This is a genomic window from Pseudomonas sp. NFACC51 (genome assembly GCF_900103575.1).
Taxonomy (GTDB): domain Bacteria; phylum Pseudomonadota; class Gammaproteobacteria; order Pseudomonadales; family Pseudomonadaceae; genus Aquipseudomonas; species Aquipseudomonas fluorescens_Q.
Map to the genome: position 1 here is coordinate 317379 of NZ_FMXH01000001.1, position 20192 is coordinate 337570.

18 protein-coding genes are annotated in these 20192 nt (G+C 58.5%); 2 read left to right on the plus strand and 16 right to left on the minus strand.

The genetic code is table 11. From position 1 onward, the window contains the following. Positions 1–13 precede the first annotated feature (13 nt). The 6 genes from BLT00_RS01480 to epsC form a co-directional block, all read right to left on the minus strand. Complete coding sequence (locus BLT00_RS01480; protein ID WP_092142613.1) at positions 14–1054, minus strand: amino acid ABC transporter substrate-binding protein; 1041 nt, start codon at positions 1052–1054, stop codon at positions 14–16. Positions 1055–1284: 230 nt separating this feature from the next. Then, positions 1285–2442 (minus strand): M20 aminoacylase family protein, encoded by a 1158-nt coding sequence (locus BLT00_RS01485; RefSeq protein WP_092142610.1) that lies wholly within the window; start codon positions 2440–2442, stop codon positions 1285–1287. A 5-nt stretch (positions 2443–2447) separates the two neighbouring features. Beyond that, positions 2448–3965, minus strand: a complete 1518-nt coding sequence (locus tag BLT00_RS01490) for an aldehyde dehydrogenase family protein (protein ID WP_092142607.1) — start codon at positions 3963–3965, stop codon at positions 2448–2450. After that, complete coding sequence (locus BLT00_RS01495; protein WP_092142604.1) at positions 3962–4858, minus strand: NAD(P)-dependent oxidoreductase; 897 nt, start codon at positions 4856–4858, stop codon at positions 3962–3964. Before BLT00_RS01495 ends, BLT00_RS01490 begins: the two co-directional genes overlap by 4 nt. 14 nt (positions 4859–4872) lie before the next feature. Continuing rightward, the gene (locus tag BLT00_RS01500) at positions 4873–5763 is read right to left on the minus strand and encodes a VOC family protein (RefSeq protein ID WP_092142601.1); all 891 of its coding nucleotides are present in this window, start codon (positions 5761–5763) and stop codon (positions 4873–4875) included. Positions 5764–5778: 15 nt separating this feature from the next. Then, positions 5779–6543: a serine O-acetyltransferase EpsC gene (gene epsC, locus BLT00_RS01505; RefSeq protein ID WP_092142599.1), complete on the minus strand. Its 765-nt coding sequence runs from the start codon at positions 6541–6543 to the stop codon at positions 5779–5781. A gap of 105 nt (positions 6544–6648) precedes the next feature. On the opposite strand from epsC, the gene BLT00_RS01510 reads away from it, so the two are divergent. Further along, entirely contained in the window at positions 6649–7557 is a 909-nt protein-coding gene (locus BLT00_RS01510; protein ID WP_092142596.1) for a LysR family transcriptional regulator, read from the plus strand. A gap of 388 nt (positions 7558–7945) precedes the next feature. Here BLT00_RS01510 and BLT00_RS01520 read toward each other — a convergent pair whose 3' ends face one another. Together BLT00_RS01520 and BLT00_RS01525 are read right to left on the minus strand one after the other, a co-directional pair. Beyond that, positions 7946–8671: a hypothetical protein gene (locus tag BLT00_RS01520; protein WP_170862002.1), complete on the minus strand. Its 726-nt coding sequence runs from the start codon at positions 8669–8671 to the stop codon at positions 7946–7948. A 233-nt stretch (positions 8672–8904) separates the two neighbouring features. Beyond that, complete coding sequence (locus BLT00_RS01525) at positions 8905–10089, minus strand: aldo/keto reductase (protein WP_092142593.1); 1185 nt, start codon at positions 10087–10089, stop codon at positions 8905–8907. A gap of 185 nt (positions 10090–10274) precedes the next feature. On the opposite strand from BLT00_RS01525, the gene BLT00_RS01530 reads away from it, so the two are divergent. Beyond that, positions 10275–11240 carry an AraC family transcriptional regulator gene (locus BLT00_RS01530; RefSeq protein ID WP_170867274.1) on the plus strand — a complete coding sequence of 322 codons (966 nt, stop codon included), beginning with the start codon at positions 10275–10277 and terminating at the stop codon, positions 11238–11240. A 37-nt stretch (positions 11241–11277) separates the two neighbouring features. Here the strand turns inward: BLT00_RS01530 and BLT00_RS30665 are convergent, their stop codons facing one another. From BLT00_RS30665 to BLT00_RS01565, 8 genes are all read right to left on the minus strand, one after another. Then, complete coding sequence (locus BLT00_RS30665) at positions 11278–11400, minus strand: OprD family outer membrane porin (protein ID WP_139197636.1); 123 nt, start codon at positions 11398–11400, stop codon at positions 11278–11280. A gap of 410 nt (positions 11401–11810) precedes the next feature. Then, the gene (locus BLT00_RS01535; RefSeq protein ID WP_175456202.1) at positions 11811–13406 is read right to left on the minus strand and encodes a gamma-glutamyltransferase family protein; all 1596 of its coding nucleotides are present in this window, start codon (positions 13404–13406) and stop codon (positions 11811–11813) included. Between the two features lie 25 nt (positions 13407–13431). Further along, positions 13432–14304 carry an ABC transporter permease gene (locus BLT00_RS01540; RefSeq protein WP_092142587.1) on the minus strand — a complete coding sequence of 291 codons (873 nt, stop codon included), beginning with the start codon at positions 14302–14304 and terminating at the stop codon, positions 13432–13434. Beyond that, entirely contained in the window at positions 14301–15248 is a 948-nt protein-coding gene (locus tag BLT00_RS01545; RefSeq protein WP_092142584.1) for an ABC transporter permease, read from the minus strand. Before BLT00_RS01545 ends, BLT00_RS01540 begins: the two co-directional genes overlap by 4 nt. Positions 15249–15282: 34 nt before the next feature. After that, complete coding sequence (locus tag BLT00_RS01550; protein ID WP_092142581.1) at positions 15283–16785, minus strand: ABC transporter substrate-binding protein; 1503 nt, start codon at positions 16783–16785, stop codon at positions 15283–15285. Next, positions 16782–17900 carry an ABC transporter ATP-binding protein gene (locus BLT00_RS01555; protein WP_092142578.1) on the minus strand — a complete coding sequence of 373 codons (1119 nt, stop codon included), beginning with the start codon at positions 17898–17900 and terminating at the stop codon, positions 16782–16784. The genes BLT00_RS01550 and BLT00_RS01555 overlap by 4 nt, the downstream gene beginning before the upstream one ends. Further along, positions 17897–18901 (minus strand): ABC transporter ATP-binding protein, encoded by a 1005-nt coding sequence (locus tag BLT00_RS01560; protein WP_092142575.1) that lies wholly within the window; start codon positions 18899–18901, stop codon positions 17897–17899. The genes BLT00_RS01555 and BLT00_RS01560 overlap by 4 nt, the downstream gene beginning before the upstream one ends. Beyond that, a complete protein-coding gene (locus BLT00_RS01565; protein WP_092142572.1) occupies positions 18898–19635 on the minus strand; it encodes a FadR/GntR family transcriptional regulator in 738 nt (245 codons plus the stop codon). Before BLT00_RS01565 ends, BLT00_RS01560 begins: the two co-directional genes overlap by 4 nt. Between the last annotated feature and the right edge of the window lie 557 nt (positions 19636–20192).

The window sequence follows — 20192 nt, forward strand, 5'->3', positions numbered from 1 at the left end:
GGGCAAGTCAAGGTCAGCGTACAGGTGGAGCGTATTGGAGGCCGCCTTGGCTCCACAATGCGTTCAGCCCGCGTTTAATCTTCATGTCACTACCCGTCCCCAGATTGCGTTCAAAGGATTCGCCGTAGTTGCCGACCTGGGCAATAATTTTCGCCGCCCAGTCATTGGGCAAGTTCAGGTCTTTGCCGAGTGCACCTTCCGTTCCGAGTAACCGCGCGATGTCGGGATTCTTGGAAGATTTGACCATGTCGGCGACGTTCTTCGAGGTAATGCCCAACTCCTCGGCATTGAGCATCGCGGCGAGCGACCAGCGCACCACGGTGAACCAGTCTTCATCGCCTCTGCGTACCGCAGGGGTCAATGGCTCTTTTGAAATCACGTCGGGAAGAACCGCGAAGTCATCAGGGGTTGCGAGTTTAAGGCGCTGGCCGTAAAGCTGCGATTGATCCGTGGTCAGAACATCACAACGTCCTGACTCCAGTGCCTTGAAACTCTCATCAGACGTATCAAATGTGATGGGGGTGTACTTCATGCCGTTGCTACGGAAGTAGTCCGACAGATTCAGCTCGGTAACCGTACCGGCCTGGATGCAGAAGGTGGCGCCATCCAGTTCCCTCGCGCTTTTGACGCCGAGCTTTTTATTTACCAGGAAACCCTGGCCGTCATAATAAGCGACGTTGGTGAACTGGATGCCCATGGCTCCATCTCGGGACGACGTCCAGGTAGTGCTTCGAGAGAGCATGTCGACTTCTCCCGATTGCAGTGCGGTAAAGCGCTCCTTGGCGGTCAACTGAGTGTACTTGACCTTCTTTGCGTCGCCGAAAACGGCTGCTGCCACGGCACGACAGACATCGACGTCGAACCCATGAAATTCACCTTTGGCATCCGCATATGAAAACCCCGGAAGGCCGTCGCTGATGCCGCATTGTACGAACCCTTTCTTTTTAACGTTATCAAGCGTAGCACCCGCATGGGCATTGATTGCAAACACGGTGCCGAGGGTTAGGCACGCTACGGTTGAGGCCAATTTCAACAGCTTTTTTTCTTGTTTCATTATGATGCTCTCGTGTTTGGGGCGGGTAAGTTGCTAAATCCGCACGCAGCCAGGCCGTCGGCCTGGTGTTCTGGCGTAGCGTTCAACATCAAAATCTGGAGGGCAGAAACAAGAGCAGGGCGTCAGGGCACCCAGCAAGGACTGTATTTCTTTTTATTATTCGGCATGGTTGTCTTCTTCTTGTTGTTTCGGCTTTGAGTGCCGGTTTACGGTGGGACGGCAACGTTCCATCAGGTTAACGGTAGTGATTGCTCTACCAATTGGGTCCAAACAGCTACACCAGGCTCAATGACCTGATCGTTAAAGTCGTAGTAAGGGTTATGCAACGCGGCTGACGGTTTCTCTCCATCGACCCCCATCCACAAGTAAGCACCGGGGCAGGCCTGGAGCATGAAAGAGAAGTCTTCCGAGGCCATTGAAGGATTACATCCCCACTGGACTTTTGACTCGCCCACAGCCGCAACCGCCGCCCGGCGAACCATTGAGGCTGCTTGCGGATGGTTTTCCGTGACGGGATAACCAACGTGGTACGTCAACTGTCCCTTGACGTCGAAGGTCACCGGTAACTGTTCTACGAACTGACCTATCAGCGCTTGGACCTTGTCGCGAACCGGAGACTGCAAGCAGCGTACTGTTCCCTTGATCACCGCCGTTTCAGGAATGACATTGATCGCTTCGCCTGCGTTGATTTGGGTGATACTGATCACCGCACTGTCGAGCGGGGATAGCCGCCGAGAGGGGATCGTCTGCAAGGCGAGGATCAGCTGCGCCGCGGCAATGATGGGGTCCGCCCCTTTGTCCGGCATAGCGGCGTGACAGCCTTTGCCTGTCAGGGTGATTTCAAAGGTGTCCAGAGACGCCATCATGGGACCGGGATTGATCACCACGTGCCCAGCCGGGGCGCCCGGCCAGTTGTGCAGACCGTAGATGGCATCCATGGGAAATTGCTTGAACAGTCCGTCATCGATCATTTTTTTTGCCCCCGCGAGACCTTCCTCGGCGGGTTGAAAAACAAAGTGGACGGTTCCGCTGAAATGCCGGGTTTCACTTAGATGGCGAGCGGTGGCCAGCAGAATTGCCGTATGCCCATCATGCCCACAGGCATGCATGCAGCCTTGATGAGTCGATTTGTGGCTACAGTGCCCCAGCTCCTGGATGGGCAGGGCGTCCATGTCGGCTCGAATGCCGATGGTAGGGCCCTGGCCATTGCTCAAGGTGCCGATCACGCCGGTACCGCCCAACCCGCGATGGACTTCGACTCCAAAGCTTTCAAGAAGCTGTGCAACACGGTCAGAGGTCTGCAGTTCGTTGTAGCCGAGCTCGGGGGTTGCGTGAAAACCACGGCGCCAGGTAATGGCGTCTTCTATCAAGGCTTTGGAGATCGACATGGTGCTTACTCCAGGCTCGCGCCGTAGCCGAAGCTGGCGGCAGGTTTAGCAGCGGTTTCGACCCAAACACTTTTCACTTCGCTGTATTCGCGAAGAGCGTCCAGCCCGGAGGAACGACCATAGCCGCTCTCGCCGTAGCCGCCGAACGGTGAGCTGACGTGAATAGTCTTGTAGCCGTTGATCCAGAAGGTCCCCGCGCGGACTTGCTTGGCCACTCGGTGTGCACGACCGACATCTCTCGTCCATACACCGCCGGCCAACCCGAAGCGACTGTCGTTGGCGATGCGGATTGCATCGGCTTCGTCTTTGAACGGGATGGCGACCACCACCGGCCCGAAGATCTCCTCCTGTGCGCAGTACAGGTCGTTCGTTCCGGCCAATACGGTTGGGTTGATGTAGTACCCAGGCTTGTCCGGAATGGGATCTGCATCTTGGCCGACCAGTTTCGCGCCATCTTTCAACGCGCCTTCGACCATGGTTTTCACATGGTTGTACTGTTTGGCGTTGTTGATCGGGCCTATCTGCGTTTCAGGATCGCTCGGATCGCCGACCTTGAAGTTCGTGGCTGCCCGGGCAAGGGCTTGGGTGAATTTTCCAAAAATCGACTCCTGGACCAGCAAGCGAGAGCCTGATACACAACTCTGGCCAGCACCGGAGAAAATTGCTGCTTGAGCGCCGCGCAATGCGACGTCAAGATCGGCATCCTCGAACACGATGTTTGCCGATTTTCCACCCAATTCCAGCACCGCAGGGATGCAACGCTGCGCGGCTGCGACGGCGATGTGTCGGCCTGTTGCTGGCGAGCCCACAAAGACAACTTTGCGGATGTCAGCCTTGGCGATAAAGCCTTGGCCGATGGTGTGACCAAAGCCTGCGATGATATTGACCAGGCCCTTGGGGACACCGGCACGCTCGATCAATACGCCGACCACGAGCGAGGACAAGGCGGTCAGCTCAGAGGGTTTGAGGATGACCGCATTGCCCGCGGCGATGGCCGGTGCGATCTGCCAGCCGCATGTAAAGATCGGAGCGTTCCAGGGCGTAATTTGCAGGACAGTGCCCAGTGGCTCGTAAGTCACGTAGTTTAGATGCGAGGTCGGAACAGGAATGACTTCGCCGTGCAGTTTGTCTGCCCAACCTGCGTAGTATTCGAACATTTCCGCGACCTTGGACACCTCGACCTTGGCGTCACGAATGGGCTTGTTGCCCGTCAACGATTCGATCTGTGCGAGGCTGTCTGTGTTTTCGCGAATAAGCGTGCCGACCTGATACATCGCACGGCCACGCGCTTGGGCAGTGAGCGCCCACCATTGGGCCTGTGCTGCCTTTGCCACTTTGTCGGTCTGTGCAATCAACGTCTCATCAGCATCGGGGAAGGTAAGCAACACGCTGTCATCGTGAGCATTTCGTACTTCTACCGTGGAGCCGTGACCATCGATGAACTCGCCACCGACGAAGCTGCCGACCACACTGCGATCACCCCAGAATGGGCGCATCAGTTCAAGGATTTTTTGAGTGCTCATTGATTATTCTCACGGCCATAAAGTTTGGCGTCGGTGCGCTGGACAATCGCGCAGAAGTCTTCGTTATCTGGCAGCGATTCGCTGCTGGCTTCCCAAAGCAGGGCGACGATCCTGGACAGGGGAAGGTCGAGATCCAGGCTGTCGGCCAGGTCACTGGCAAGCCCAACGTCTTTGCGCATCAAACCCATGGTGAAACCCGAGTCATACGCCTTGTTCAGGACCCAGTTAGGGAACATGACCTGGGTAGCGCCACTGCGGCCCGAACCTGCGTTCAACCCTTGCAACAGCTTTTCAGGTTCCACACCTGCTTTAGCGGCCATCGAGACGGCTTCCGCGGTGCTGATCAAGTGACACGCGGCGAGCATGTTGTTGGCGATTTTTGCCACGTTGCCAGCGCCACATTTACCCACATGAACGCGCGTACCGCTCATGCCTTCCAGTACCGGCATGGCGCGAGCCAGATCCGCATCCTCTGCGCCGATGACCATCGACATGGTCCCGGTAGCGGCACCCTTGGGCCCGCCGGAGACTGGTGCATCGATGAAGGCGATACCCATTCTTGCCAGTGCAGCGGCGACCTTGCGGCTGGCTTCGGGGGTGGAGGTGGTGGTGTCCACCACGATTAGGCCTTCACGGCCGAACTCGATAATTCCACCCTGACCCAGGCACACCGCTTCCACATGTTCAGCTTTAGGCAGGGACAGGATCAAAACATCCGATTCTCTGATCAGCTGTTTACGGTCAGTGATCGGTTTGACGCCTTTCTCTTTAGCCTGGGCGAGCGCCGCTTCAGAAAGATCGAAGCCACTCACATCAAAGCCTTTGCCAGCGAGCGTTGCGGCCATGCCACCGCCCATGTTACCCAAACCAATGACGCCAACTTTCATAGTCATTTGAACAGTCTCAGTTAATAGTTCTGTACGAATTCGAGGATGACGTTGCCGGCCGCTTGCGGCTCAACGAAGACCCTACCGGGAAGGTCACGATGGGGAACTTCGTTGTGTTCGAGGATCGACCGCAATGTCATGAGGCTTTTTGTGTGCAGGCGAATGGAAATAGCGTGAGGGGATTGCTGAGCCCTCTTGGGCAGGTCCATGCCTGGAAACTCCTGGGCCGCTGTCGTAGCGTCGATGGCACGCAACACACCGCATTGGGTATCTGCTTCCAGGACGGCGCCTTTATATTTCACCGCATCGCCATAGATGGCGCGCCAGCGAGGTTCAAGCAGCTTGGGGTCTGCCAGATAGGTGATGGCGAGAATCCCGCCCGCGCCATTTGGATGGTTCTGCCAGCCTGGAACCCAGATCAGCTCAGGACGGTGTTGATGGCAGATAAAGTTGGAGGCGTCGGGCAGTGCTGGGTCGATAAAGAGCGCCAGCGACACCACCGCTTCATCGTGGCGACCATCGGGGAGGGTCATTCTGCGGCGGAAATCAATACGCCCCTGGCTGTCGAGTCCAGCCTCGACCATCCGCCCATGATCGGCATCGGCGTCCTTGCTGTGCAGCGCCACCAACGAGACACCTTCCTCGCCGCGGTCAAGGAACTGACCCAACTGGCGTCCGAAGCAGAAGCCGTTCACCGAGTTGGTACCGAACTTGGACGGGTCATCGACACCAATCAGCTCAATGAAGTTGCTGGGGAACATCATCAAGGACGTCACGCTTCCCCACGGGTGATAGCTGACCGGGGAAGGCGCGAATCCCATCCTGCGATAAAGCTCCAAAGCCTCGGCGTGATTTCGCACGGTGACCAGGGGGTGATCGATACCCTGCGGAAATTGAGCAACGGCTGTCATGGTGGTGGCTCCTGGTTAGCCTTGGGATTTTGTTGTGAAGGTGGCGAGAGACGTTGGGGTATTGCCGACAACCTTGGCCGGAGTCCCGGCGACAACCGTTCCAGCGGCCACGGATTTGAGCACTACCGAGTTGGCCGCCACGATCGCGTTGGTGCCAACTTCGATGTTTCCGAGCACGGTCGCTCCCGCGCAAATCAGTGCGCCTCGACGGATTTTCGGGTGTCGGTCGCCGGCTTCGTTGAGCGTGCTGCCCAGCGTCACCCCGTGCCACAGGCTGACCTCATCCTCGACTACGGCGGTTTCGCCAATGACGAGGCCAATGCCGTGATCGACAAATAGGGATCTGCCCAGGCGCGCGGCCGGATGGATATCGATAGCCCAGGTGTTTGCTGCCCAGTTCTGCACAAGCACGGCGCTTTGTACGTCACCCTCAGTCCATAGCACATGGGCAATGCGATAAGCCTGAACAGCCTGGATGCCACGGAACGTGAGGAAAGCCGTGAGGTGGTCCAGGCAGGCAGGATTGACGACTTCCAAATGGTTGATATCGGCGGCGGCGGCCTGCGCGATGGAGGGGGTGGCGGCGATGATCGACTTGAACCAGCTTTCCAATGCCACGTTGCTGGCTTGCGCTTGCAGCTGACGTGCAAGGTTCGCGGCGAGCGCAGCCTCGAAGGTGGAATAGGCCAGCAGGTGGCTTGTCGCATAGTCGCGTAGTGCCGGGTTGCGCTCGGTCAGTTGGTGGGCTTGATCGCGAAGGCGCTGCCAAAGGGGGCTCATATCCATCTCCTGTTGCTGATGGATCGAGTATGGACAGGCTGCGGAAGCTCCAGCAATATTCACAAATTCGAAATTTTGTTGCCTTTAGCGCAACACAGGAGATGTATGAGCTTGGTGCAGGATCGTCGAATCCTTTATTTCTTCGAGGCCGTAAGACTTGGCAGCGTGCGAGCTGCGGCTGATTTCCTGAACGTCGCGCCGTCCGCCGTAAGCCGGCAGATAAGCCAGCTCGAGCAGGAACTCGGTGCGCCACTGCTGGAGCGGCATCGGCGGGGTGTAAAACCTACCGAGGCCGGTGACCGCGTACTGGGCTATTACCGCCAGCGTCTGACGCATCAAGAGTTGTTGCTTGATTCCCTGCAGGCGTTGCGAGGGCTTCAGAGCGGATCCGTGGTGCTGGCGGTGGGAGAAGGATTCATCGATGGATTGGCAGGCCCGCTGAGCAACTTCTCAGCGCTCTACCCAAAGGTCGAGATTCAGGTGAATGTATGCGGTAGTAACGAAGTCATACGGCAGGTCGTAGAGGATGAAGCGCATTTAGGCTTGGTATTCAACCCGGCGGCTGATCCGAAAATACGCACCCACGCCTCCCAACCGCAGCCGGTCCGCGTGATCGTTAATCCACAGCACCCTTTGGCCCAAACCAAAAGCCCGATTCCGCTTGAAGGATTGGACTCGTACCGACTGGCGTTGCCAGGAGTCTCCTTTGGCATCAGACAGATTCTCACGCTCGCTGAGCATCAGTTGGGTGTCATGCTAAATCCGACCTTGACCTGCAACACCATCGCCATGCTCAAGCGTTACTCCATGCAAGGCGGAGTGACGCTCCTGCCCACGTTCGTGGTGGACGAAGAGGTGGAGGCCGGTCGCCTTTGTACTCTGGCTCTGCACAACGAAATTTTTGCCAGCCCGCGAGTGCATTTGATCAGCCGGTTGGGAAGGCAACTGAGTGTCGGCTCGAGTCGCTTGCTCACCATGTTGCTTCTGGACATGTCTGCGTTTAAATCGCGCTGATCCATCCGATTCTTGATCGACGTTCGTCGCGGGTAGTTGCCAGTCACCAAGGGCCGCTATCGACCCTGATTCGCAGCCCTGAACTGGCCCATCATGCTCAGCGACTGGGTGCGTGCTGCCGCTATAGCACTCGGCTGGAGTTGCGATTGACCGAACTCGCAACGAAGCGCTGCGTCAGCAAACATCGCCGCGATTCACCCGAGATGATGAACTGCTGGTTTATCGAGTGGGCAAGACGCTGTACGAGACTCGCCTTTTTCGACTTGGTCGACAACTGCCGATGTCCAAATGTTGTGCGTGACTTCACTGACCGCGGCCACTTGAACTGGGAGCACGTACGCCAGATCCGCAAGCAGTGGTCCGGCGCTAGCATCATCGAACTAACGAATTAAAGTTCACCTAAATCGCCATCTGCCTTCCAGTGGGTTCTAACTTCTAACAACGGCTTCAGGAAGGTATAAAGTAAAATGGCTGCAAGCGCGGCGGCCACTATCAACGTAAGCCACATAATGACCAACAGAGAGAGTGTGACACTATTATTTAACTCACGAAAAATGCCGAAGGCAAAAGCCGTGTACCAAGACACACCCGAAACTGCACCGGAGGCGAGAAACAAGGCTGCTTTTTTGCGGGACACGCCAAAGAGCAGGGGCCGACTCATGTCGCGTAGTACTTCTGGCAACACAAACGCGTGAATGATGATTCCATTTAGGGTCAGGACGCTCACCACAATGACCTTCGCCCAGAGTTTAGGATTTTCAAACTTTCCCGGTGACTCTATCGCGTAAAGGGCAAGGAAACCAAGGCCTGAGAGCCACAGGAGGCATAGTCCAAGAGTGACCGCGTCGCTGATGAAGTGAAAAGTGCGTCCGATTTCAACGGGGAGGCTGCCCCTGCGCATCCAACGCAAAATCCAGAGGTCGAGCATCGTCGCCCCGCCGAGACCGAAGCACATGCCGAGCAGATGTATGCCTATAAGAACCGTCAGAACCTTTATCTGCGGGAATGGCTCAGGCAATGGAACGCTAAACGCAAGTGTGTCCGCGAATAAGTGACCACTGCTGGAGAACGCAAGTAGGCCGCCGACAATCATGAGAGACGTTCGTATGTTCATTTATTACGACCTTAGGCCCGCGTTCTTGTTTGAACGCGTGCGCAGTTTGTTTACTGGAGAATAAGGTCCTTTAATTCTCAACGTTATGGGTATAAGTGATTGCCGCGATAAGTCTTTCAAACGTGCTTCGGTAAAGCTCTAGTAAGGCTGACTGCTATCTGCTTCGCTGAGGATGGGTTCAATGAGGCTAGCGACGATAGCCTCACATCAGCAGGTAGCACGGGCGTAGACCCTTAGGAAGGAACCGGTGCTTGAGCATCGATCAAGCTCTGGCTCTTCAGCTCTTCCCAAAAGGCTGCTGGGATACCGACCTTCATCGCCTGCACATTGGAAACGATCTGTCCCGGCGAGCGGGCACCTGGAATGATCGCAGACACTTGCGGATGTGCTGCCGCGAACTGCAGGGCGGCAGTATGAATGTCGATGCCATGTCGGCTGGCAACCGCCATGATTCGCGCGCGCTTTTCCACCGCTCCGGCAGGCAGATCCGGACTGAAGTTATAGCGGCTGCGTCCCCCCAGAAATCCATCGTTCAGTGGTGTTCCAACCACGGCGCTGGTTCCCTTCCTGCTCAACGCCGGAAAGGTGTTGCGCAACGCCTCGCCGTGGTCAAGGAGGGAATACTGGCAGGCAAGCAACACGATGTCGGGAGTCGGGTCATAACCGGCTACTGCCTGAACCACGGCATTCGGCGTATTGACTCCGAAGCCCCATGCCTTGATGAGCCCCTCATCGCGCATTTTTTCCAGCTCAACCATCGCCCCTGTGCGCGCAATTCGATACGCCGTTTCCCAACCGCCTTCCAGTTCGGTGTTATCTGGCGAGATGTCATGGATAAAGACGATATCGATACGCGGCAGCCCCAGCCGCTGCAGGCTGTCTTCCACGGAACGACGCGCGCCTGCCGCGGTGTAGTCATATCGGTAGTTGAAGGGCGCCGGCGACTTCCAGATAGCATGGTCCGCGCGCTGGCCACCAGCGGCCGTCAATATGCGGCCGACCTTGGTGGACACCACATAGTCGTCTGGATTCTTGCCGCGCAGGAAGCGGCCTAGACGATATTCACTCAAGCCAAACCCGTAGAACGGCGAGGTGTCGTAAAGCCTTACACCTGCCTCCCAAGCTGCCTGCAGAACCGAACCCGCCTGCTCGTCGCTGATCGGCGCAAAGATATTGCCGATCTGCGTCCCGCCCATGCCAAAGCGTTGAGGCGTCATGTACCTCATTGTATGCGAGGGTAAATTGACGGGCAGGTCTGCGCGCACGATCCGTCCTTCGGTACGCATCACGCTTCCAGGCTCCTTCAGCGAAGAGGGCACCGGGGCCGTAGCCAGCGAACTTGCGATGCTCGATGCGGGCAGCAAAGCGGCTGCAACAGTACCCACTGCCGAATAGGTAAGAAAATCTCGTCTGTCCATCCAACTTTCCTTTCGCGACCAAGGTTTCACGGGATCATCGAAGCCGGTACGCGTAAAAGTTAGAACAACGAGGGTTGGCCGGGTGACCCTAATGCGCCATATCTTTTGCACAATCCTGCCGATGCTCTTGTGCTGGTCACGCATTCTCAGCAGACTCGAACCTTCCGTAGATTGGGGGGCATGTGATGACGAGCGGTTCCTTCTCGCAGTTCGGTTTCAGCCGTGTGCATTCCCTGACCTTGCGCGATCCCGTGCAGTTCACCGAACGCTTCCAGGCGCTCCAACGGCTTATCGAAAAAGTCACCCTGCAGATTGGCTTGAGCGAGGTTTGCGAAACGTCGATTCCAGGCTTGAGCTTTTATCGAATAGCCGAGCTAGGTACGCCCACGTACTGCATTTATGAGCCTTGCGTGGCCATCATTCTGCAGGGGGCGAAGGAGATCTCGTTCGGCGAGGAAGCCTGTGATTTCGGGCAAGGGGCGTTTTTCGTCACATCGGTCGATATTCCCACACTGGCTCGCGTTACCGCGGCTAACGAGCAAACGCCCTATTTATCCGTTGTGTTGAAGCTCGATTTTTCCCTGCTCAATGAAGTGATCCTGACCCTCGAACCGCCAAAGCAGGAAATGGCTACTGAGGCGCGGGGCTTCGTATCCGGGGTGGCGACGAGCGAGATGCTCGATGCGTTCGCTCGACTCGCCACGCTGATCGAACGGCCGCTTGAAGCAGGCTTGATGTCGGGCCTTATCAAGCGGGAGATATACGGCAGGCTGCTGCTCAGTGAAGCGGGGGATTTGTTGCGTAGCGTCACTCGCGATGGTTACCGGGATAAGGGCATCGTGAGAGCCGTTGAATGGCTAAAATATCACTACGATAAACCGTTGCAGGTGGCCGACCTCGCCGAACGATCAGGCATGGCCAGCTCCACGCTGCATCACCGCTTTCGCAAGCTGACAGGCACAAGCCCCATTCAGTATCAAAAATCGCTACGGCTGCAAGCCGCGCGTAGCCTGATGTTGACCGAGCGGATAGACGTGAGCACCGCCGCGTTGCGAGTAGGTTATGAAAGCGTCGCCCAATTCAGCCGCGAATATGCCCGGCGCTTTGGAGCGCCTCCCTCGAGAGACATCAAGCGCGCACGGGAAAAATGAAAGGAACCCGGAGGTGACTGCCCCCGGGCCTTTCGTCTTACAGGTTAATCGGGTACTGAGTGATGAACCTGACGTCGTCGACGTCGCCACTGAACGAGTTGCGATAGGTCACCTGGCGCAGGCGGAATGACAGGTTTTTCAACGGTCCGTTCTGGATCATGAAATCCGCTAAGTTGCCATGAACGGCGCGTACTGGCACGTTCGGGCATGTCGCGTCACAGCACCTGAGCAAAGCATCTAGAGCACCCCATTAAGCATCATCGGTCCTCGGCCTCTGCGCCGAGGCTGTTCAAAAAGATCAGCAACCAACTCTCAGGCTGTATCGGAGATTTCGTACCGCTTAAGCATCGCGCGCTCCTGCTTTCTATGGGTACGAACTCTACCGAATACGGCGGGCAAGTGCTGCGACAGCGCCTTAAGGTGGTTAGCTGCAATATCCAATGCAAGCTCGCCACAGTTCTGAGTCCCAAGTGAGAAAGCATGTTGGCAATAGCTTGCGGTGGGATGAGAGTTAGCGGTTTAAGAGAGTAATCCTACGCGCAACTAAGTTACGCGTAGGATCTTCGTATTTCAGTACGCGGCCACCAGACCATCCTTCCGGGGATCAGTGCCACCCACATAACCATGAGTAGTGCGCTGGATAATCTGCGCGCCGCCAAAGGCGAATACGCCGTTAGGTTCTTCGACATCTATGTCGTGGCCTTTGGCACGTAAGGCTTCGACCACCTGTGGGTCGAATGCACGTTCCACTACGACTTTCAGGCCAGATTCGAGCCTCCAGCGCGGTGCGTCTGCGGCGGCTTGCGGGTTCTGTTTGTAGCGCAGGATGCGCATCATCATCTGCAAGTGACCCTGTGCCTGCATCGGGCCGCCCATCAGGCCGAAGGACATCAACGGCGTGCCGTCGGCGTTCATCACAAAGCCGGGGATGATGGTGTGGAACGGACGTTTGCGCGGTGTAACGTAGTTGACGTGCTGCGGATCCAAGGAGAAGGCCGCGCCACGGTTTTGCAGGCTGATACCGGTGCCAGGCACCACGACACCTGAGCCGAAGCCCATGTAATTGGACTGGATGAACGAGATCATCATGCCGCTTTCATCGGCCGCCGACAGGTAAACGGTGCCGCCCGGTTTAGGCGAGCCATGCCCCGGATTGGCGGCCTTGTCGGTGACGAGACCGGCGCGCTCCATCAGGTAGGTTTTGTCCAGCAGATGCTCGGAAGGCACGCGCATGTGGTCGTTATCCGCCACGTGTTCGTTCAGGTCGGCAAGGGCCAGCTTCATGGCTTCCAACACTGGGTGCACGGTTTCCAGGCTGTCCACTGGATGCTCGCCGACGCCCAATGCTTCGAGCATAGTCAGGCCGGACAGGGTAGCGATGCCCTGGCCATTAGGTGGCAATTCATGAACCACGGCGCCGGCGTAGGGCACCGACAGGGTGTCGATCCAGTCCACAGTGTGGGTCGCCAGATCGTCGAGGCTCATGACGCTGCCATTGGCGTTGGCATGGGCGATGATGGCTTGGGCCAGTTCGCCGCGATAGAACGCTTTGCCTTTGGTTTGGGCGATCAGCTCCAGGGTGCGGGCGTGATCCTTGAGCCGGATTTTCTCCCCAGCCTGTGGTGCTTGGCCGTCGGGCAGGAAGCACTCGGCAAAACCCGGCTGATCCTTGAGCAGTTCAGCGCCGAGCTTCCACAGCTGGGCTATGATCGGGGTGACTTGGTAGCCATCCCGAGCATAGCCGATGGCCGGTTCAGCCAGGGTGGCGAAAGGCAGTTTTCCGTAACGCTCGGACAGCTCGACCCAGGCCGAAACCGCGCCCGGCACAGTCACCGCTGGCCAGCCGCGCTGGGGCATTTTGCTCTGCCCGGCGAAAAACTCAGGGGTCCAGGCTTGCGGTGCGCGACCGGAAGCATTCAGGCCCTGCAACTTGTTGCCGTCCCAGACGATAGCGAAAGCGTCGCTGCCGATCCCGCAACCGGTGGGCTCGACCACGGTCAGGACCATGGCGGCTGCGATGGCCGCGTCGACGGCGTTGCCGCCCTTGCGCAGCATATCCAGCCCGGCCTGGGCGGCCAATGGCTGGGAGCAGGCGACCATGTTACTGCCCATCACTGGCGAGCGTGCCGAAGCGTAGGGGTGACTGTAATCCAGATCATCAAACATTAGCGTTTCTCTTTGGCAGAAAAAGTTAGCCCTTGGGGTCCAGCGCATCACGCAAACCATCCCCCAGCAGGTTGAAACACAGGACCGTGATGTAGATCGCCACGCCAGGCGCAATCGACATCCAGGGTGCCTGCTCCATAAAGTTTTTCGCGGTGTTGAGCATCGATCCCCAGGAAGGCGAGGGCGGTTGCTGGCCCAGGCCGAGGAACGACAGACTGGCTTCAGCCAGAATCGCCGAGGCGATGGTCAAGGTGGCTTGCACAACCAATGGCGACATCACGTTGGGCAGCACGTAGCGCAGGATGATCCAGCGATCCGGCAAGCCAATGGCACGAGCACCTTCCAGGTAATCTTCGTGTTTGATGGCCAGCACCTGACCACGGGTCAGTCGGGCAAAGATCGGCATGGCTGACAGGCCGATAGCGATCATTGCGTTGGTCAGGCTCGGGCCGAGGAAGGCGCCCAGCGCAATCGCCAATACCAGAAACGGGCAGGACAACAGCGCTTCCATGACACGGGATATCACCGCGTCGAGTTTGCCGCCGAAATAACCGCCCAACAGGCCCAAAGGCACGCCGATGGCCATGGCGATGACCACCGAAACACCACCGGCCAGCAACGAACTGCGTGCGCCCCAGAGCAGACGGGAAAACAGATCGCGACCCAGTTCGTCAGTACCCATCCAGTAGATCAGCGATGGTGCCTTGCGGACCGCGAGAAAGTTGGCTTTCAGCGGGTCATGGGGCGCAATCCAGGGCGCCAGCAAGGCCGCCAGGACAAACAGCAGCAACACCGCCGCGCCGAGTACCGCGCCTTTGTTGGCGAGGAATTTCTTCACGAACGGCGAGCGGCTGCGGGGGGCGATCGCGCTATGGGGGAGGCTGGAAATAGCGGTCATGAAGCAGTCCTCAGACGCGGATTAATCATCCGGTACAGCACATCGGCGAGCAGGTTCAGCAGCAGGAAGCCAATTGCGATGCACAGCACCACGCCTTGCACCACGGCGTAATCACGATTGAACACGGCGTCGACAATCATCTTGCCGAAGCCAGGTATGCTGAAGACTTGCTCGGTCAGCACCGCGCCGCCGAGCAGTTCACCAAACAGCAGGGTTGTCAGGGTCACAATAGGCATCAATGCATTGCGCAGGGCATGCTTGAGGATCACCGTGCGCGGGCGCAGGCCCTTGGCCCGGGCGGTGCGCACGTAGTCGGTGCGCAACACTTCAAGCATGGCGCTGCGGGTATGGCGCATGAGAATCCCCGACAACCCTGCACCGAGCACGAAGGCCGGCAGGATCAAGGTCTTCAGGTTTTGCCCGAAGTCCTCGCCCATGGGCACGAAACCCGAGGCCGGCAGCCATTGCAGTTTCACGGCGAAGACCATGATCAGCAGGATCCCCAGCCAGAAGTGCGGAATCGAGATCCCCGACAGCGCGATGACATTGGCTCCGTAATCCACGACGGTGCCTTTGCGTACGGCCGAGATAATTCCAGTGGGAATGCCGATCAGCAGTGCGATCAACAAGGCCAGCACCGCCAGCTCCACGGTCACCGGCAACTTGGACGCCAACAGCGTGGTCACCGGTTGTTCGGTGCGCAGCGAAGTGCCGAAGTCGCCGGTCAGCACATTGCCGACCCAGCTCAGGTACTGCACGGGGATCGGGTCGTTGAGTCGATATTTGTCGCGCAGGTATTCCATCACCGCCGGATCGCGCTCTTCACCAGCCATGGCCAGCACCGGGTCACCCGGCAACAGTTTCTGCAGGGTGAAGACGAAGAGCGAAACCAGGATCAGTGTCGGGATCGCACTAAGCAGGCGTCGCAGGATAAACATCAGCATACCGGCCCCTCGTTTTTGCGGCGATCATTCACAATCATGGCTTGAACGCGACGTTGTTCAGACGAATCAGGCCATCCGGGTTTGGCACGAAACCAGTCACGTTGTTACGCATGGCCATGATGCGCGGATCGAAATACAGGTACGCGGTCGGCACTTCGTCAGCCAGCAAACGCAGGGCTTCGTTGTACAGGGCCTGGCGCTGGGCAACATCGTTGACAGTGCGGGCCTTGTTCAACAACTCGTCGAGTTTGGCGTTGCAGTATTTGCCGTCGTTCTGGCCGCCCTTGCAGGTCACGAACTGGTGAATGTCTCCATCCGGATCAGGACGGCCCGACCAGGCGCTCATGCCGATCTGGAAGTTGCCGCTTTGCTGTTCGCTCAGCATGGTGGCGTATTCAGTGGCAATCAGATTGACCTTGAAACCCGCTTCTTCAGCCATGGCCTGAATGATCTGCCCGACCTGTTGTGCGATAGGGTTGTTGGCGACTTTCAGGTCCACTGCCAGTGGCAGCTTCACGCCTGCTTCGGCCAGCAAGGCCTTGCTCTTTTCCACATCGCGGGTCGGGATCGGCAGGTCCTTGTCGTAGTACGGGCTGTTTTTCGGAAACGGCTGGGCGCTCGGCGCATACAGGCCTTCGAACACCACCTGGTTGATCGCATCACGGTCGATGGACAGCTCGAATGCCTTGCGCACGCGCTTGTCTTTGCCCATCGGCGAGTTGGCCTTTTCGCCGTTGTTAATGTTGAACATCAACTGCATGTAGCCAAGTCCTGGCGTGTTATAGACCGCCAGCTTGCTGTCCGCCTTGGCGGTTTTCACGTCGGTGGGGGCAACCCGTTCGATGATGTCCAGGTCGCCGGAACGCAGGTTGGCCAGACGCACCGAGGTGTCCGGAATCGGCAGGAAAATCACCTTGTCGAAGTGATAAGCCTGCTTGTTCCAGTAGTTGTCGAAGCGCTCCAGCACAATGCGATCCTGCTGCACGCGCTGGACGAATTTGTAAGGGCCGGAGCACACCGGTTTGGAGGCGAACTCACCCTGGGCGGCCTTCGGCGCAAGCATCATTCCGGCGCGGTCCGAGAGTTGGGAGACCAGGGTGGCGTCCGCTTGCTTGAGTTTGATGGCAACGGTTTTGGCGTCGATCACTTCAACGCTGTCCACCGAGGCCAGCTCGCTCTTGCGCAGGGAGTCGGGCAGGGTGCGAGCGCGGTCCAGGTTGAACTTCACCGAGGCAGCATCGAACGCTTCGCCGTCGTGGTAAGTCACGCCTTCGCGCAGAGTCATGGTCAGGGTCTTGCCGTCTTCGCTCCAGTTCCAGGCAGTGGCCAGTTGTGGGACGTAGGTCAGGTCCGGGTTCACATCCACCAGCTTGTCGCACAGTGCGGTATAGACCAGACGGCCCGAATAGGTACGCGAACGATGCGGGTCGAGCCCATCAGGATCGTCCTGAATGCCGATGCGCAGGGTGGATTCGGCAAAGGCGGCGTTGGCGGCCAGCAATAACAAGGTTCCTGTCATGACGCGTGCAATTTTCATGGCTGGCTCTCCACTGCAAGGGATTGATGGTTCTTGAACAGATTCAGGCGCTGGGTGTAGGCAGCGCTGGGTGTCGGCAAAATCAGGGTGCCTGCACCGGCATGGGCGATTTCACGCCAGAAGTGGCACGCCACCTGACGCTCGGCCTCGACGGTTTCCATCACCGGCACCACTTCTTTGCACAGCGCCCGGGCGTGCGGGCAGCGGGTGTGGAAGCGGCAACCCGATGGCGGGCGACTCGGGCTCGGCATGTCGCCGCCCAGCAATGGGCGCGGCCGGCGCAGGTCCGGGTGGCTGACCGGCACGGCGGCCATAAGCGCCTGGGTGTAAGGGTGCAGAGGGTTTTCAAACAGGCCGTTGACCGGCGCCAGTTCGACGATTTCCCCCAAGTACATCACGGCTACCCGGTCGCTCATGTGGCGGATCACGGCCAGGCCGTGGGCGACAATCACCAGGGTCAGACCGAATTGATGCTTGAGGTCTTCCAGCAGGTTGACGACTTGCGCCTGCACCGAAACGTCCAGCGCGGACACGGGTTCGTCACCCAGAATCAAACGCGGGTTAGACGCCAGGGCCCTCGCAATGCCGATGCGCTGACGCTGGCCACCGGAGAACTCGTGAGGGTGGCGGCCGCCGTGCTCGGGGGCCAAGCCCACGGTGCGCAGCAACTCGGCGACTTTGGCCTGGCGGTCGCTGCGGCTGGCATCGCTGTGCAGCCAGATAGGCTCACCGACGATGGATTCCACAGTCATGCGCGGATTGAGCGAGGCAAACGGATCCTGAAAGATGATCTGCAAATTACGCCGCACCTGGCGCAGCTTCTCCGGGGTCAGATTGGCCAGGTTACGGCCTTCATAAATGACGTCGCCCGCCGTAGGTTTGAGCAGGTTGAGCAGCAGACGGCCGAGGGTTGATTTACCCGAGCCGGACTCGCCCACCAGCGCCAGGGTCTCCCCTTTGCGCACCGACAGATTGACCTGATTGACCGCTTGCACCGGCGGCTTCTTGCGCTGGAACAAGCCGCTTTCCACCTCGAAGTGTTTGCTCAGGTCGATGCCGTCGAGAATGATCTCGGGGCTTGCACGCTCAACTATTTGGCGTTCAGAAAGGCTCACGCGCTGACTCCCATATGCTGCTCCAGTGGCGCACGAATGCACGCGGCGAAATGTCCGGGGGAAAGCTCAAGCAGCGGCGGGCGCGCCTCGCGACATGCCTGAATCACAAAAGGGCAGCGCCCGGCGAATCGGCAACCGGTGGGCATTTGCGCAGGCGTCGGGACGCGACCATTGATGGTTGCCAGACGACCTTCACGCGGGCCAATCGATGGCATCGAACCCATCAGGCCGATGGTGTACGGGTGCTGCGGGTCATCGAACAGGGTTTTTACCGGACCGCTTTCCACCACTCGCCCGGCGTACATCACCATCACGTCGTCAGCGACCTCGGCGACCACGCCCAGATCATGGGTGATCAGGATCATGGCCGTGCCGGTTTCAGCCTGCAGATTGGCGATCAGCGACAGGATCTGCGCCTGAATGGTCACGTCCAGGGCGGTGGTGGGTTCGTCGGCAATGATCAGCGCCGGATCGTTGGCCAGGGCCATGGCAATCATTGCCCGCTGCCGCATGCCGCCGGACAGTTCATGGGGGTAGGCGTCCAGGCGTTGAACGGCGTCAGGCACGCGGACCTTTTCGAGCATTTGCAGGGCGCGCTGACGGGCGTCCTTGGCCGACAGCCCCTGATGGCGGATCACGCTTTCGGCGATCTGCTCGCCAATGGTGAAGACCGGGTTCAAGGAGGTCATGGGCTCCTGGAAAATCATCGCCATGCGGTTGCCGCGCACATCCAGCAAGCGCTCGTCGGGCATGCCCAGCAAGGCTTCATCGAGCAGGGCGGACGTACGGGCGGCGATCTTGGCGGTGTCGGGCAGCAAGCCCATCAGCGCCATGGACGTAACGCTTTTACCACACCCGGACTCTCCGACGATGGCCAGGGTCTTGCCGCGCTGGACCGCGAACGAGACGCCGTCCACGACATTGGCGGGTGCGCCTGCAAAGCACACGGTCAAGTTGCTGACACTCAATACCGTGTCGGTGGCCTGAGTTGTGGTGCTCATAAACTTGCCTCCAGATCTTGATTGATGACGTTGTCCAGCGCCTGTTGCAGCGCGCGCAAATGGCCACGCATGGCCGTGGCGGCCTTGATCGGATCACGGTTTTCGATAGCGTCGACAATGTCGTTGTGGTCGTGGCTGTAGGCGTCGAGGCGGTCGGCGTTGCGAGCCCGCTGACGCAGGTCACGCCAGGCCGGGTCGAGCCGGATCGCATCGAGCATTTCAAAGATATCCAGCATCAGGCGGTTACCTGCGGCCTCGGCGATCCCGCGATGCAGGGCGCTGTCCCACAGCTCAATGCCCTCGGCATCGGCAGGCTCGGCGGCCTGTTGGTGTCTGGTGCGTTCGGCAAGGCGGCGCAAAATTGCTATCTGGTCGCCGTTGGCTCGAACCGCCGCCAGGGACGCCAGTGCAGGCTCCAGATGCAGGCGCGCTTCCATAACCTCGCTGAAGTTAGTCCGCCCGGATAACCGGGCAAAGCTCATGGCCGCACTGGGCGGAGTAGGGCCGACGAAGGTTCCTTTGCCCTGACGCCGCCAGATCTGCCCTTCGGCTTCCAGCACCGCCAGCGCCCGCCGGATGGCCCGGCGACTGAGGCCAAAATCGGCGGCCAGGTCCCGCTCGGTCGGCAATGCCCGGTGCGGGAAGGCAGCATGTTGCGCAACCATCTGCCGCAAGGCATCCAGCGCTAGTTTCGAAGTGTTGTCGATGGGTGTGTCAGGGTCGAACCTTTGCATCGTGGTACTCGCGCCAGAGTATAAAAAACGGCTCCGAGCTGACTGTGGGCAGGAGATCGAGGCAAAAGGGTAAGTGCAAGCGCGATGCCAATTGAAATTGGTTCGCCTCGGGATTAGCGCTATGTGCTTAGCTATTACTCAGGAGCAGCGGCGGCGGGGGCCGATAAGCAAGGGTTCGTCGGGTTGGTTCAGGGGATTAAAGATGATTGGTTCGTGGATCATTGAACCAATTTCCGCTGCTTATGTAGATTGTGCATCGATTCGTGCGTAGTGCGCCGGGGTGGTGCTTGGTATTGATCTGTTAATACCTAAACATAGACTTCGCAATGCAACTGTCCGCCATGCACGTCCCCTTTTAAGCTTTCACACAATGCGCAAAAATTGTGCGAATGGGGATAGATCGACTTTCAACATCAACGTTTCCGGGGAGTGCTCAGCCGCGAAGGTAAGGTTTGGCTCGACACAGCAACGGGTGACCACACCAGTGAACACCAAATTAGTAATGCCCACTCGGCCGCTTGGGTTGGCCGCGAAAGGGGTGCCAATGTCTGGCCGGT

Excerpts from the sequence above, each read along its gene's own strand:
- BLT00_RS01545 (WP_092142584.1), bottom strand. The coding sequence starts at position 15,248 with ATGCTGATGTTTATCCTGCGACGCCTGCTTAGTGCGATCCCGACACTG.
- BLT00_RS01480 (WP_092142613.1), bottom strand. The coding sequence starts at position 1,054 with ATGAAACAAGAAAAAAAGCTGTTGAAATTGGCCTCAACCGTAGCGTGC.
- BLT00_RS01550 (WP_092142581.1), bottom strand. The coding sequence starts at position 16,785 with ATGAAAATTGCACGCGTCATGACAGGAACCTTGTTATTGCTGGCCGCC.
- BLT00_RS01500 (WP_092142601.1), bottom strand. The coding sequence starts at position 5,763 with ATGACAGCCGTTGCTCAATTTCCGCAGGGTATCGATCACCCCCTGGTC.
- BLT00_RS30665 (WP_139197636.1), bottom strand. The coding sequence starts at position 11,400 with ATGATCCAGAACGGACCGTTGAAAAACCTGTCATTCCGCCTGCGCCAG.
- BLT00_RS01540 (WP_092142587.1), bottom strand. The coding sequence starts at position 14,304 with ATGACCGCTATTTCCAGCCTCCCCCATAGCGCGATCGCCCCCCGCAGC.
- BLT00_RS01560 (WP_092142575.1), bottom strand. The coding sequence starts at position 18,901 with ATGAGCACCACAACTCAGGCCACCGACACGGTATTGAGTGTCAGCAAC.
- BLT00_RS01490 (WP_092142607.1), bottom strand. The coding sequence starts at position 3,965 with ATGAGCACTCAAAAAATCCTTGAACTGATGCGCCCATTCTGGGGTGAT.
- BLT00_RS01520 (WP_170862002.1), bottom strand. The coding sequence starts at position 8,671 with ATGAACATACGAACGTCTCTCATGATTGTCGGCGGCCTACTTGCGTTC.
- epsC (WP_092142599.1), bottom strand. The coding sequence starts at position 6,543 with ATGAGCCCCCTTTGGCAGCGCCTTCGCGATCAAGCCCACCAACTGACC.
- BLT00_RS01565 (WP_092142572.1), bottom strand. The coding sequence starts at position 19,635 with ATGCAAAGGTTCGACCCTGACACACCCATCGACAACACTTCGAAACTA.
- BLT00_RS01495 (WP_092142604.1), bottom strand. The coding sequence starts at position 4,858 with ATGACTATGAAAGTTGGCGTCATTGGTTTGGGTAACATGGGCGGTGGC.
- BLT00_RS01525 (WP_092142593.1), bottom strand. The coding sequence starts at position 10,089 with ATGGACAGACGAGATTTTCTTACCTATTCGGCAGTGGGTACTGTTGCA.
- BLT00_RS01530 (WP_170867274.1), top strand. The coding sequence starts at position 10,275 with ATGACGAGCGGTTCCTTCTCGCAGTTCGGTTTCAGCCGTGTGCATTCC.
- BLT00_RS01535 (WP_175456202.1), bottom strand. The coding sequence starts at position 13,406 with ATGTTTGATGATCTGGATTACAGTCACCCCTACGCTTCGGCACGCTCG.
- BLT00_RS01485 (WP_092142610.1), bottom strand. The coding sequence starts at position 2,442 with ATGTCGATCTCCAAAGCCTTGATAGAAGACGCCATTACCTGGCGCCGT.
- BLT00_RS01510 (WP_092142596.1), top strand. The coding sequence starts at position 6,649 with ATGAGCTTGGTGCAGGATCGTCGAATCCTTTATTTCTTCGAGGCCGTA.